This is a genomic window from Delftia tsuruhatensis NBRC 16741 (assembly GCF_001571325.1).
Taxonomy (GTDB): domain Bacteria; phylum Pseudomonadota; class Gammaproteobacteria; order Burkholderiales; family Burkholderiaceae_C; genus Comamonas; species Comamonas tsuruhatensis.
Genome location: NZ_BCTO01000042.1, coordinates 1 through 13,715 on the forward strand (window position 1 = coordinate 1; position 13,715 = coordinate 13,715).

Genomic DNA, 13,715 nt, shown 5'->3' on the forward strand with positions numbered 1-13,715 from the left:
CGGCGTCTCTGAGTTGGGCCGCGCCGGTTGCATGCGGTGTGCGCAGTATCCGACTGTGTTTTGTGGCGCTGCATTGACGAAAGCCCATGGCGGTTTGCCATGGGCTTTTTTCGTATGGCGCTTCTACTGGTTTTCCATGTCATGCCTGTGGCAGCAAAGCATCAGATCGCGCATTTTCAGAGGCGGCCGTACATTTTTTGACATGCCCGCACCTAGAATTCGCAGCAGCCGCAAATGGCACTGATCTAGAGCCGGAGTCGGCCCTGAGATTTCAAGAATACCCACTCAACAATCCCAAGGAGATGCCGAGATGATCAAGATGAACCGCGTTGCCCTGGCCGTGCTGGCCGTGCTGGGTTCCACCACCGTGATGGCGCAAAGCAGCGTCACGATCTATGGCCGTATCAACACCACGATCGAGCGCCAGAAGATCGGTGACGAAAGCGTCAGCAAGATGGAGAACAACTCCTCGCGTTGGGGCATGCGCGGTGTCGAAGATCTGGGCGGCGGCCTGAAGGCCGGCTTCGTGCTGGAAAGCGGCTTCGCTTCCGACACCGGCATGGGCTCCTCCTCCACCGGCGCGCTGACCTTCGGCCGCCAGAGCGAAGTGAACCTGTCGGGCAACTTCGGTATGCTGCGCCTGGGCAACTTCTTCCCCGGCTCGTACTTCGCCACGGCCGACTACGTGAGCATGCACAACCATGACACGGGTTCGTCCTCCGACGCGCTGTACTTCGATCCCGTCTGGTTCGCCAGCGGCCTGGGCACCGCCAACAAGATCTCCTACACCACGCCCAACTTCGGCGGCCTGACGGTGGAAGGCTCGGTCTCCATGCACGAGAAGGCCACCGCCCTGGCCAAGAAGAAGAACGGCTACGACCTGGCCGCCAACTACAACGTGGGCCCCCTGGCCCTGGGCGCCGGCTACAGCCAGTTCGACGAAGACAAGCAGCTGGCCTTCCGCGCTGCCTACACTCTCGGCCAGTTCGTGCTGGGCGGCTACTACCAGCGCAACGACGAAGAAATCCGCGGCACGCGCAACAACTTCCGTCTGTCGGGCATGTACACCCTGGGCGCTTCCGAGTTCCACGTGAACCTGGGCCACGCCAACAAGTGGAGCAACATTGCCGACTCCGGCGCCAACCAGTGGACCCTGGGCTACAACTACAACCTGAGCAAGCGCACCAAGGTCTACGGCTACTACACCAAGGTGGACAACAAGGCCGGCGCCAACTACATGACCGGCGTGAAGGGCGCGGACTTCTCGTCCTTCGCCGTCGGCGTGCGCCACGCATTCTGATCGCCGCGCGGCGTAAGCCGCGAGCAAAGCAGGTCTGTTCCAATCAGCACCTGCCTGCCATCAGGCCTCGTACCGAAAGGTGCGGGGCCTTTTTGTCTGGGCCCGTCTTTTCACAGCCTGATCAAGGAAATACCCATGAGGATCATCGCGGCCGGTTGCCTGGCCTTTGTTGTCGTGTCGCTGCTGGCCATCACCCAGGTGAAGGGCGTGCCGGACGGGCAGGCCATGCCTGCCTCCGTGCAGATGGCCAAGTAAGGCCTTGAAAGAGGCACGAGCCCCGGACTGGTTCCGGGGTTTTTTTATGGTCGCGCGGATTTGTTGAGGAGGCGTTTTGTGTTTAACCTGTATGAAAATACAGGTATTGAGAAGCGTCCGATGCCTGACGCATGGACTGCCTAGAATGTTTGGCTCCCACTGACCACACAACATCCATGACGCACGGTCTGATTCGAATTCGCGGCGCACGCCAGCACAATCTCCAGAACCTGGATCTCGACATCCGTACCGGCGAGCTGACCGTGGTCACGGGGCCCAGCGGCTCGGGCAAGTCCAGTCTGGTGTTCGATACCCTGTATGCCGAAGGCCAGCGCCGCTATGTCGAGACCTTCTCGGCCTATGCGCGGCAGTTCCTGGACCGCATGGACAAGCCGGCCGTGGACCGTGTGGAAGGTGTGCCGCCGGCCATCGCCATCGACCAGACCAATCCCGTCCGCAACTCGCGCTCCACCGTGGGCACGATGACCGAGCTCAACGACCACCTGAAGCTGCTGTTCGCGCGCGCAGCCCAGCTGTTCGACCGCGACACCGCCGTGCCCGTGCGCCACGACACGCCCGACAGCGTGCTGGAGGAGCTGGCCGAGCGTTGCCGGCAGGCCGGTGATCCGCGCATCGCCATCACTTTCCCCGTCGAGCTGCCCGCCAACACCACGGCTGCCGAGGTGGAGCAATGGCTGTCGGCCAGCGGCTTCACCAAGGTCCAGGCCGAGCGCGAGGCCGAGAAGGCCGGCGCCGTGGAGCCTGCCGCAGACGCCAAGGGCAAGAAGGCCAAGGCGGCGGCGCCGCTCAAGGTCAAGATGCTGGACGTGGTGGCCGACCGCTTCCGCCTGGGCAATGTGGAGCGGGCCCGCGCCTACGAGGCCATCGAGGTCGCGCTCAAACGCGGCAGCGGCCACATGACGGTCTATGTGCTGCCTGAATCCGCCGTGGAAGCCGCAGGTGCCCAGCCCACCGAACCCCAGCTGTGGAAGTTCTCGCTGGGCCTGCACTGCCCCGAAAGCGGCCTGAGCTACCAGGAGCCGATTCCCTCGCTGTTCTCCTTCAACTCCGCCGTGGGCGCCTGCGAGGCCTGCCGGGGCTTTGGCCGCGTGATCGGCGTGGACTGGGGGCTGGTCATCCCCAACGACAAGCTCACCCTGCGCACGGGCGCCATCAAGCCCGTGCAGACACCGGCCTGGAAGGAGATCCAGGACGACCTGATGCGCCACGCCGAGGCCGAAGGCATTCCGCGCGACACGGCCTGGGCCAAGCTCACCGACGCGCAGAAAAGCTGGGTGCTGGACGGCTCGCCCAACTGGAATGGCAAGTGGACCCAGACCTGGTACGGCATCAAGCGCTTCTTCGAATACCTGGAGAGCAAGGCCTACAAGATGCACATCCGGGTGCTGCTGTCCAAGTACCGCAGCTATACCGAATGCCCCACCTGCGGCGGCGCGCGCCTGAAGACCGAAAGCCTGCTGTGGCGCCTGGGCGGCAAGCAGGCCGCCGATGCCGTGCTGCCGCCCGGCGACGAAGGCCGCTACCGCCGCTTCATACCGAAGGGCGTGGCCTGGAGCCGCGAGCAGCTGGAAGCGCTGCCGGGCCTGTGCCTGCACGACCTGATGCAGCTGCCCCTGGTGCGGCTGCGTGATTTCTTCCAGCAGCTGGCGCCGGCAGTCGACGCCCCATTGCATGACGGCGAGGCCCAGGCCCTCAAGATGCTGCACGCCGAAATCATGGCGCGCGTGCAGTACCTGTGCGACGTGGGCATCGGCTACCTCACGCTGGACCGCCAGAGCCGCACGCTGTCGGGCGGCGAGGTGCAGCGCATCAACCTGACCACGGCCCTGGGCACCTCGCTGGTGAACACCCTGTTCGTGCTCGACGAGCCCAGCATCGGCCTGCACCCGCGCGACATGGAACGCATCACCGAGGCCATGCAGCGCCTGCGCGATGCAGGCAACACCCTGGTCGTGGTCGAGCATGACCCGGCCGTGATGTTCGCGGCCGACCGCATGATCGACATGGGCCCCGGCCCCGGCGCGCGCGGCGGCCAGATCGTGTTCGACGGCACGCCCGACGACCTGCGACATGCCGACACGCTGACCGGCGCCTACCTGGGCGGCCGCAAGCAGGTGGGCTTCGGCCTCAAGCGCATGGTGACCGAGTCCACGCCACGCCTCATCCTCGAAGGCGCGCGCGAGCACAACCTGCGCAGCATCGACGTGGACTTTCCGCTGCAGCGCCTGGTCACCATCACCGGCGTCAGCGGCTCGGGCAAATCCACGCTGATCCAGGACGTGCTGGTGCCCGCGCTGATGCGCCACTTCGGCAAGCCCACGGATGCGGCCGGCGCCTTCGAGCGCCTGCTGGGCGCCGACCACCTGAGCGACGTGATGTTCGTGGACCAGTCGCCCATCGGCAAGACGGCGCGCTCCAACCCGGCCAGCTACGTGGGCGCCTGGGACTCCATCCGCGAGTTGTTCGCCATTGCGCCGCTGTCGCGCCAGCGCGGCTACACGGCCGCCAAGTTCAGCTTCAACAGCGGCGACGGCCGCTGCCCCACCTGCGGCGGCTCGGGCTTCGAGCATGTGGAGATGCAGTTCCTCTCCGACGTCTACCTGCGCTGCCCCGACTGCAACGGCACGCGCTACCGCCCCGAGATCCTGGAAGTCACGATCGAGCGCCACGCGGCCGGCGAGTTGCAGCCGCGCAAGCTCAACGTGGCCGATGTGCTGGAGCTCACCGTGGCCGAGGCGGCCCTGCTGTTCGCCCAGGACCGCGAGGTCATCCGCGCCCTGCAGCCCATCGTTGATGTGGGCCTTGAATACGTGAAGCTGGGCCAGCCCGTGCCCACGCTGTCGGGCGGCGAGGCCCAGCGCCTCAAGCTCGCGGGCTTCCTGGCGGAGGCCGCCAAGGCCCAGGCCAAGTCGAAGCAGGCGCTGGCCAAGAAGGGCACATTGTTCCTGTTCGACGAGCCCACCACGGGCCTGCACTTCGACGACATCGCCAAGCTCATGCGCGCGCTGCGCAAGCTGCTGGAGGCCGGCCATTCGCTGATCGTCATCGAGCACAACCTGGACGTGATCCGTGCCAGCGACTGGCTGATCGACCTCGGTCCCGAAGGCGGCGACGGCGGCGGCGCCATCGTGGCCCAGGGCACGCCCGAGGAGGTGCGCCAGGTGCCTGGCTCGCACACGGCCCAGGCCCTGCGCGAGTACGACCTGGCCATGGGCGTGGGCGGCGAGGCCGTGCGCGAGGTCGCCCCCATGCTCTACAAGAGCCAGCGCAAGGCGCATGCCATGTCGGGGGCGGCCGCCAGGAATGCCATCGAGATCGTCAACGCCAAGGAGCACAACCTCAAGCAGCTGTCGGTGGAGATCCCGCGCGGCAAGTTCAACGTGGTGACGGGCGTCTCGGGCTCGGGCAAGTCCACGCTGGCCTTCGACATCCTGTTCAACGAAGGCCAGCGACGCTACCTGGAATCGCTCAACGCCTATGCGCGCTCCATCGTCCAGCCTGCGGGCCGGCCCGAGGTGGATGCCGTCTACGGCATTCCGCCCACCGTGGCCATCGAGCAGCGCCTGTCGCGTGGCGGGCGCAAGTCCACCGTGGGCACGACCACCGAGGTCTGGCACTTCCTGCGCCTGCTGTACGTCAAGCTGGGCACGCAGCACTGCATCCACGACGGCGCCGCGGTGCAGCCGCAGACGGAGGAAAGCATCGCGGCCCAGCTGCTCACGCAGTTCCGGGGCCAGACCATCGGCCTGCTGGCGCCGCTGGTGGTCAACCGCAAGGGGGTCTACACCGAGCTGGCCGACTGGGCTCGGCCACGCGGCTACACCCATCTGCGCGTGGACGGCGAATTCCTGCCCACCACGGGATTCCCGCGCATCGACCGCTTCAAGGAACACACCATCGAGCTGCCCGTGGCCAGCATCACCGTCACGGCGGCCAGCGAGCGCGAGCTGCGCGGCCACCTGGCGCAGGCGCTGGAAACAGGCAAGGGCGTGCTGCATGTGCTGTCCGGCCTGGACAACCTGGCCGATGCCATGGCCGGCGGCCGGAGCACGGCCGGCATCGGCAGCCTGCAGGTGTTCTCCACCCAGCGCGCCTGCCCGGTCTGTGCCACCAGCTATGCCGAGCTGGACCCGCGCCTGTTCTCCTACAACAGCAAGCACGGCTGGTGCCCCGACTGCGTGGGCACGGGCGTCAAGCTCACCAAGGACCAGCGCAAGGTCTATGACGACACCCTGCTGGTCGAGGACAACCGGGGCCGCGAGGTCAAGTTCGAAGGCCAGGAAATCGAGGACCTGGCCGAAGTGACCTGCCCCACCTGCCAGGGCACACGCCTGAACGCCACGGCGCGCGCCGTGCGCTTCCATGGCGTGGGCATTGCCGAGATCGCCCAGCTGTCGGTCAACGACGTGCGCAAATGGGTGCAGGCGCTGGCGATGTCGGGCCGCGAGGCCGATATTGCCCGCGACCTCATCCCCGAGATCCAGAGCCGCCTCGAATTCCTCGAGGAAGTGGGCCTGGGCTACCTGACGCTGGACCGTGGCGCGCCCACGCTGTCGGGCGGCGAGGCCCAGCGCATCCGCCTGGCCGCACAACTGGGCAGCAACCTGCAGGGCGTGTGCTATGTGCTGGACGAACCCACCATCGGCCTGCATGCGCGCGACAACCAGATCCTGCTCAACGCCCTGCACAAGCTGGGCGACAAGGGCAACACCCTGGTCGTGGTCGAGCATGACGAGGACACCATCCGCCGCGCCGACCACATCATCGACATCGGCCCCAGCGCCGGCATACGTGGCGGCCGCCTCGTGGCCCAGGGCACGGCGGCCGACATCATGGCGGCCGAGGACTCCATCACGGGCCGCTACCTGCTGCATGCCATGCGCCACCCGTTCCAGCCGCGCCGCTGGGTGGGCGAGGGCCAGCCGCCGCAGGCGGCCGCCGAGCTTGCCGCCGTGGCCGAACCGGTGCCGGAACCCGCGCCTGTCAAGGTATCCAAATCCAAAAAGAAGGCCGCGCCTGTCGTTGTCGACGCCGAACCCGCCTCCGACGCGCTGGGCTGGCTGACCGTGCGCGGCGCCCATTTGCACAACCTGCAGAACGTGGATGCGCGCGTGCCGCTCAAGCGCCTGGTGGCCGTCACCGGCGTCAGCGGCTCGGGCAAGTCCACGCTGGCGCGCGACGTGATGCTGGCCAATGTGGCCGCCTGGGTGGGCCAGCGCGCCACCAAGGCCGGGCGCGATGCCATGGACGCGGGCAAGGCGCCTGCGCTGTCGGGCTGCAAGGGCCTGCAGGGCTTCGAAGGCATTGACCGCGTGCTGGAAGTGGACCAGACCCCCATCGGCAAGACCCCGCGCAGCTGCCCGGCCACCTACATCGGCTTCTGGGACACCATCCGCAAGCTCTATGCCGAAACGCTGGAGGCCAAGGCGCGCGGCTACGCGGCCGGCCGCTTCTCGTTCAACACCGGCGAAGGCCGCTGCCCGGCCTGCGAGGGCCAGGGCATGCGCACCATCGAGATGAGCTTCCTGCCCGACGTGAAGGTGCCCTGCGAGGTCTGCCACGGCGCGCGCTTCAACCCCGAGACCCTGGCCGTCTCCTGGCGCGGCAAGAGCATTGGCGACGTGCTGCAGATGGAGGTGGACGAGGCCGTCGAGTTCTTCGCCAGCATGCCCAGCATCGCCCACCCGCTGCAACTGCTCAAGGACGTGGGCCTGGGCTATCTCACGCTGGGCCAGCCCTCGCCCACGCTGTCGGGCGGCGAAGCCCAACGCATCAAGCTCGTCACCGAGCTGACCAAGGTGCGCGACGACGTGACCCGGCGCGGCAACAAGGCGCCGCACACGCTCTATGTGCTGGACGAACCCACGGTGGGCCTGCACATGGCCGATGTGGACAAGCTCATCCGCGTGCTGCATCGCCTGGTCGATGCGGGCCACAGCGTGGTCGTCATCGAGCATGACCTGGACGTGATCGCCGAGGCCGACTGGATCATCGACCTCGGCCCCGAAGGCGGAAAGGACGGCGGCCGCATCATCGCGGCCGGCACGCCCGAGGATCTGGTGGCTGCGGGCACGCACACGGGCAAGGCGCTCAAGCCCGTGCTGGCCCGTTGAGCCTCAGGCGCAGGCCACGCCTGCGCTGCGTGCGGAGCCTGCGGGCAGGCGGCTGCTCCAGAAGACCAGCACCAGGCCCACGGCCGTCAGCGCGGCGGCGGCCCAGCCCAGGTTGACCAGGCCCAGGCCACCGGCCAGGGCCAGGCCGCCGACCCAGGCACCCAGGGCATTGCCCAGGTTGAAGGACGCAATGTTCAGGCTGGAGACCAGGTTGGCGCCCTGGGGGCCGGCCTGGTCCAGCACGCGCATCTGCATGGGGGCCACCGTGGCGAAGGCCACGACGCCCAGCACGATCACATAGGCCATGGCCACGGCCTGGTTCCCGAAGGCCCAGCGGCCTGCCGCCAGCACCACCATCAGCGCCGCAATGCTCCACACCAGGGCGCGCATCACGCCCCGGTCGGCCAGCTTGCCGCCCAGCAGATTGCCTGCGGCCAGGCCCGCGCCGAACAGCAGCAGGGTCAGCGCCACCAGGCTGTCGCCCATGCGGGTCACCTGGGTCAGCAGCGGCTCCACATAGGTGTAGAGCGCGAACACGCCCGCAAAGCCGAAGGCCGTGATGCCCAGGCCCAGCCAGACCTGGCCGTTGGCCAGCACGGCCAGCTCCTGTGCCAGCGGCGTGACCTCGGGGCGGCCCTGGTCGCGCGGCACGAAGGCGGCCAGGATGGCAAAGGCCAGCACGCCGATCGCGGCCACGGCCAGGAAGGCGCTGCGCCAGCCGAACATCTGGCCGATCCAGGCACCGGCAGGCACGCCCAGCAGGGTAGCCAGGGTCAGGCCCGAGAACATCAGCGCAATCGCCGACGCCTTCTTGTCCACCGGCACCAGGCCCGTGGCCACCACGGCGCCCACGCCGAAGAAGGTGCCGTGGGTCAGCGAGGTCAGCACGCGCGCCGACATCAGCCATTCATAGCTGGGCGCGAACGCGGCGGCCAGGTTGCCGGCGATGAAGATCAGCATCAGCGCCAGCAGCAGGCGCTTGCGCGGCCATTGGCGCGTCAGCAGCGTGAGCACGGGCGCGCCCACGGCCACGCCGATGGCGTAGCCCGAAATCAGCGAGCCCGCCGTGGGAATGCTGATGTGCAGATCCTGGCTGACCTGTGTCAGCAGGCCCATGATGATGAATTCCGTGGTGCCGATGCCAAAGGCACCGGCCGCCAGGGCGAGTAGGGAAAGAGGCATGGACGGATTCCTTGTGATCCTTGGTGTGATGTCCAGTAATGTCGCACTGCAACATACCTTTGTGTAGATGGAATAATGGAAACGGATCTGTTCCTGTGTGGAATAGATGATCCTTTTCTCGGAGACACCATGCCCGCACTTGTTCCTCTCGCCGCCGCCGACACGGGCAGCGCCGATGCCAACCGCTTTGCCGAGCTGGAAATGCTGATCCTGGTCGCCGAGCGCGGCAGCCTCTCGGCCGCGGCACGCCACCTGGGCATCTCGCCCTCGGCCGTCAGCAAGAGCATGTCGCGGCTGGAGGCACGGCTGGGCGTGCAGCTGCTGCAGCGCAGCACGCGCCGCCTGCATCTCACGCCCGAAGGCTGCCAGCTGTTCGAGCGCGGCAAGCGCGTGCTGGCCGACCTGGAGGAACTGGAGGCCTGCGTGGCCGTGCGCAGCGAGCCGCGCGGCCTGGTGCGCATCAACACCAGCTCATCGACCGGAAAAATGCTGCTCGTGCCCCTGGTGCCGCAATTGCTTCAGCGCCATCCCGGGCTGAGCCTGGAACTGAGCTTCACGGACCAGATCGTGGACCTGGTCGAGGCCGGCACCGACATCGCCGTGCGCTGGGGCCAGCTTCCGCCCTCGGACATGGTGGCGCGGCTGCTGGGCCACACGCGGCAGGTCATCCTGGCCTCTCCGCAGTACCTGGCCCGCATGGGTCGGCCCCTGCATCCAGACGAGCTGGGCCACCATGTGCGCCTGGGCTGGAGCTACCAGCGCGCCATACCGCACTGGCCGTTTCTGGTGGACGGCCAGCGCGTGGCCGTCGATATCGGGGAGGTGGTGCGCGTCAACGACGGCGATGTGATGCGCGAGCTGGCGCTGCACGGCACGGGCCTGGCCCGCCTGTCGCTGTACCACGCCTGGGCCGACGTGCTCGCCGGCCGGCTGGTGCCCGTGCTGGAGGAATTCAACACGGGCGACCTGGAGCCCATCCACGCCGTCTACCTGGGCAAGCCCGACCGCCTGCCCCCGCGCACGCGCGCCGTGCTCGACTTCCTGCAGGCGCATGTGGACCTGCGGCATGCGGAGCAACTGCCGGCGCTGCCCTGAGGGGTGGCCGGCAGCGGGGGCGTCACTCCTGCTCGGCTGGCAGAGGTGCGGCGTTGAAGGACAGGTTCTCGATGATGTCGTGCAGCACGGTGGGCACTGGGTCCAGGGGTGCGTCGGCCGCGTAGACGATGCCTGTACCCACGCCCTTCGGGTCAAGCAGGCGTTTGACCACCAGCACCTGTTCGGGGCGGGTGCCATTGGTGCGGGAGCTGCCTTCACCCTCGTTCACGCTGTAGACGAAGTAGTAGGAGCGCAGCAATTGGCCGTAGTTGTTGACCTTGACGCACAGGACGCCGCCCGCCAGATTGCCCCGGATCTGGTGTTCGCAACCAAATAGCCTGTCCGCCGTTTCCATCAGGCCATTGCCATTCGCGGTGGCAGGCGTTTGCAGCTGCATATTCACCACTTCGGAAGCAACGCCTTCGCTGCCGAACGAAGTCAGCGCCCAGAGTCCCCTCAGGCTGGATGCCACGGCGGGGTAACCGAAGTTGAAACGCGAAATCGCCACTTCCTGTTCGCCGGGCAGCGTGATGAAACCCGACACGCCGCTGGTGAAGCGCATGCTGACCTGGCCCATGTTCCGGTCTTCGGAGCCTGACATCGGGCCGCTGCCCAGAAAGCGGCCGCCCTTGTAGCGGATCAGCGGAGCGGCAAAGCGGTTGTTGGTCAGCGCGCCCGAGGTCATGTAGAAGGTGGGCTGGCCGCTGGGTTCGTAGGCATACATCTGCATGACCAGCGTGCCGTTCTGTGCATCGATGGCCAGCCCGCGGCCCGGTTTGCCATTGAGTTCCGACGTCACCACCCAGGTGCCGTTGCTGGGCATGAACGCGTGCGCCAGGCCGCAGCCCAGCAAGGTGGCCGCAGCCAGTATTTTTTTGAACATGAGTCCCTCTCTATTGGTGAACGGCGAAGTCTGTGAAGGATTTCACCGGGAATGGATTTTCAACGAAAGCCGCCAGTTGCGGAATATCTCTTGGAAGATCCAGTGGGCTTTGGCGGATTGGTGAGATGACGGCTTGATGAAGCCAGATGGCGGAATATCTCAAACAGTGCATGTCCTGGAGGATTCAGCACTGCGCAGCCACACACCGGACGCTCTTCTCGAGATTTTATGCAGCGGATTCTCGATGAATTTGAAGTAGAGCAAGGAGCAGATCACGACCGACACCAGATAGACAAGCAGCGAGAGCTTTCCGCCACCTATCCACAGCAGGCCGGGGATCTTGGGAAAGAGCAGGCCGTAAAGAATGACCAGCAAGGGAATGTGCAGCAGGTACAGCGCATAGGAGGCATCACCCAGCTTGCAGAAGAAGCGGCTCAACAGGCTGCCGGACGAGGGCAGCAACGCGGCCAGTGCCACCAGGCCCAGGGAGGCGCTACCAAACAGCATCACCCGTTCGGGATAGTAGAGAAACGCCGCCATGCCCACGCCCATGAGGCCGCCATATTTCTGCATCCATATGCTGGCGCACAGTGCCACGGCGGTGAATAGGGACCATGCTGCAATGGACTGCCCGGGTTTTCTATGAATCCACTCGCTCAGCAGAAAGCCAGCAATGAATTCAATGATCAGCGGAGATGTCAGAAAAACATTCAAGAGAAAATTGTTTTCCCTGGGCGTTGCCGACCGATAAACCCCCAGATTGAATTGCACGGCAACAATGACCACGAATGCCAGCAGCAAAGCAAGGAACACGGGAACGGCCTGCTTTCGTGTGAAGCAGAGCATGGCGCCAATCAGCAGATAGAAATACAGCTCATAGGTCAGCGTCCATGAGACATTGAGCAGATAGAACTCCTGAGGCAGCAGCAGAAATGACTTCCAGCGGCTGATTTCTGGCCCGTTGAAAATACCAAGCCAGATGCTGAGAAAAAGCACCAGCAGGAAGGCTGGCCAGTAACCGCTGTAGATTCTCAGGAAGCGCCGGAAGACAAAGCCGGATGCCGTGCTGGCTCCGGGCTGCATGGAGCGCGTGGTCTCGGCCATGATGAAGCCGCTGATGACGAAGAAAATATCGACACCGGCGAAGCCGTAGACGGAAATCTCGGTGATCCAGGCCGGGATGTTCGCGTAGTGGGCCGGATGCACATTGGGCGGAAGCGTATGGTGCAGAACCACGAGAAAGGCGGCAATGAATCGCAGTATTTGTATATTTTTATAGATCATGCAGCCAAGGTGATACCTGATAGTGCATGCCTGCCTGACATGCGGTTGCGATATGGAGGGTGAATCTGCCGGAATCTTTTTGCCATGCGGCCTGGCCGTTGATGGCTACCTTTGCGGACTGGCGCCATCCTAAACCAAGACGGCTCTATGGCGGCAAGGTGGGCGTGGATGCGGTCTATCGTTCAATGCGAAAAAGCTGCCCGATCGGCAGCTTTGATCTCGGACCCTTGCAGCTGCACCGCAAGACAAATGGGCTATCTGACCAAGGGCTTCATACTGGCAAAGCTCTCTTGCCGGCCCCCATCCCTCCCAATCGCCCAGGCACACCAGGCCGATACCGCTCCCGCAAACACCACATACAGGCACACCAGCCACGGGCTGCCACCGACTGTCTTGACCAGCGCCGTCGCAATGATGGGCGTGATGCCCGAGGCAAAGATCCCCGAGAACTGGTAGACGAAGGAAATGCCGGTGTAGCGTACCTTGGCGTCGAACAGGTCGCAGAAGAGGGCGGCTTCGGGACCGTAGACCGCCGCGTAGAGAATGCCGAAGGGCACGACGATGGCGATCCATATCAGCAGCACATTGCCGCCGCTGTGGGCCATGAGCCAGAAGGCCGGGAAGGCCGAGACCGCGGTGATCAGCGATCCCCACAGATACACGCGGCTGCGGCCCATGCGGTCGGACAGGCGGCCGAACAGCGGAATCGTGAAGCACATCACCACGGCGGCGACCATCACGCCGATCAATGCGTCGGTGCGGCTGATCTGCAGGGTAGAGGTCAGGTAGCTGATCGAGAACACGCCGAAGACGTTGAAGAAAACGCCGTCGATATAGCGTGCGCCCATGCCCTTGAGCACATTGCCCGGATAGCGCCGCATTATGTCCATGAAAGGGATGGCCGTTTCCGCATTGCGTGCCTTGACGGCCGCGAATTCGGGCGTCTCCTTCACATGCAGGCGGATGTACATGCCTACGGCCACCATGAGGCCCGAGATCAGGAAGGCGATGCGCCAGCCCCAGGCCATGAATTGCTCTTCCGTACACAGCCAGGACAGCAGGGCCACCACGCCCGAGGCCATGAACAGGCCGATGGCCAGGCCCACCTGGGGCAGGGAGGCATAGAAGCCCCGCTTTTCCTTGGGCGCGTATTCGTAGGCCATGAGCACGGCACCGCCCCATTCGCCGCCCAGGCCTATGCCCTGGGCCACGCGCAGCAGCAGCAGCAGGATGGGCGCGGCCGCGCCGATCTGCGCATGCGTGGGCAGCAGGCCGATCAGGAAGGTGGACACGCCCATGATCATCAGCGTGACCACCAGGATGCTCTTGCGCCCCACGCGGTCGCCGAAGTGCCCGAAGATCACCCCGCCCAGCGGCCGCGTGACGAAGCCCACGGCAAAGGTGGTGTAGGCCAGCAGGGTGGAGATCAGCGGATCGTCGCTGGGAAAGTACAGCTTGCTGAACACGATGCCGGCGACCACGCCGTACAGGAAGAAGTCATACCACTCGATGGTTGCGCCGATGAGCGCGGAGGTCACCACCTTGCGGATGACCTTGGGATCGGTTGCCGTCGTCATGCTGT

8 protein-coding genes are annotated in these 13,715 nt (G+C 65.4%); 4 read left to right on the forward strand and 4 right to left on the reverse strand.

From position 1 onward, the window contains the following. From DTS01S_RS31085 to uvrA, 3 genes are all read left to right on the forward strand, one after another. A partial coding sequence (locus tag DTS01S_RS31085) for a hypothetical protein (protein WP_218010588.1) occupies positions 1 to 244 on the forward strand: 244 nt, incomplete at its 5' end. A gap of 66 nt (positions 245 to 310) precedes the next feature. Continuing rightward, entirely contained in the window at positions 311 to 1,300 is a 990-nt protein-coding gene (locus DTS01S_RS19975) for a porin (protein WP_016450048.1), read from the forward strand. 431 nt (positions 1,301 to 1,731) lie between these two features. Further along, positions 1,732 to 7,689 carry an excinuclease ABC subunit UvrA gene (gene uvrA, locus DTS01S_RS19980; protein ID WP_017404604.1) on the forward strand — a complete coding sequence of 1,986 codons (5,958 nt, stop codon included), beginning with the start codon at positions 1,732 to 1,734 and terminating at the stop codon, positions 7,687 to 7,689. 3 nt (positions 7,690 to 7,692) lie between these two features. On the opposite strand, the gene DTS01S_RS19985 is transcribed toward uvrA, so the two are convergent. Next, positions 7,693 to 8,871, reverse strand: coding sequence for an MFS transporter (locus DTS01S_RS19985; RefSeq protein WP_016450051.1), 1,179 nt, complete (start codon positions 8,869 to 8,871; stop codon positions 7,693 to 7,695). Positions 8,872 to 9,000: 129 nt separating this feature from the next. Here DTS01S_RS19985 and DTS01S_RS19990 point away from each other — a divergent pair, with 129 nt between their 5' ends. Beyond that, positions 9,001 to 9,966: a LysR family transcriptional regulator gene (locus tag DTS01S_RS19990; RefSeq protein WP_016452773.1), complete on the forward strand. Its 966-nt coding sequence runs from the start codon at positions 9,001 to 9,003 to the stop codon at positions 9,964 to 9,966. A 22-nt stretch (positions 9,967 to 9,988) separates the two neighbouring features. Here DTS01S_RS19990 and DTS01S_RS19995 read toward each other — a convergent pair whose 3' ends face one another. The 3 genes from DTS01S_RS19995 to DTS01S_RS20005 all read right to left on the reverse strand — a co-directional run bounded on the left by DTS01S_RS19995 (position 9,989) and on the right by DTS01S_RS20005 (position 13,710). Then, on the reverse strand, positions 9,989 to 10,849 hold the full coding sequence (locus DTS01S_RS19995; protein ID WP_017404603.1) for a hypothetical protein: 861 nt from the start codon (positions 10,847 to 10,849) through the stop codon (positions 9,989 to 9,991). A gap of 159 nt (positions 10,850 to 11,008) precedes the next feature. Then, complete coding sequence (locus DTS01S_RS20000) at positions 11,009 to 12,133, reverse strand: acyltransferase family protein (protein WP_017404602.1); 1,125 nt, start codon at positions 12,131 to 12,133, stop codon at positions 11,009 to 11,011. Between the two features lie 254 nt (positions 12,134 to 12,387). Next, positions 12,388 to 13,710, reverse strand: a complete 1,323-nt coding sequence (locus DTS01S_RS20005; protein WP_017404601.1) for an MFS transporter — start codon at positions 13,708 to 13,710, stop codon at positions 12,388 to 12,390. Positions 13,711 to 13,715 lie beyond the last annotated feature (5 nt).

Coding starts and splice junctions, on each gene's coding strand:
- uvrA (WP_017404604.1), top strand. CDS start 1,732: ATGACGCACGGTCTGATTCGAATTCGCGGCGCACGCCAGCACAATCTC.
- DTS01S_RS20005 (WP_017404601.1), bottom strand. CDS start 13,710: ATGACGACGGCAACCGATCCCAAGGTCATCCGCAAGGTGGTGACCTCC.
- DTS01S_RS19985 (WP_016450051.1), bottom strand. CDS start 8,871: ATGCCTCTTTCCCTACTCGCCCTGGCGGCCGGTGCCTTTGGCATCGGC.
- DTS01S_RS19995 (WP_017404603.1), bottom strand. CDS start 10,849: ATGTTCAAAAAAATACTGGCTGCGGCCACCTTGCTGGGCTGCGGCCTG.
- DTS01S_RS19975 (WP_016450048.1), top strand. CDS start 311: ATGATCAAGATGAACCGCGTTGCCCTGGCCGTGCTGGCCGTGCTGGGT.
- DTS01S_RS20000 (WP_017404602.1), bottom strand. CDS start 12,133: ATGATCTATAAAAATATACAAATACTGCGATTCATTGCCGCCTTTCTC.
- DTS01S_RS19990 (WP_016452773.1), top strand. CDS start 9,001: ATGCCCGCACTTGTTCCTCTCGCCGCCGCCGACACGGGCAGCGCCGAT.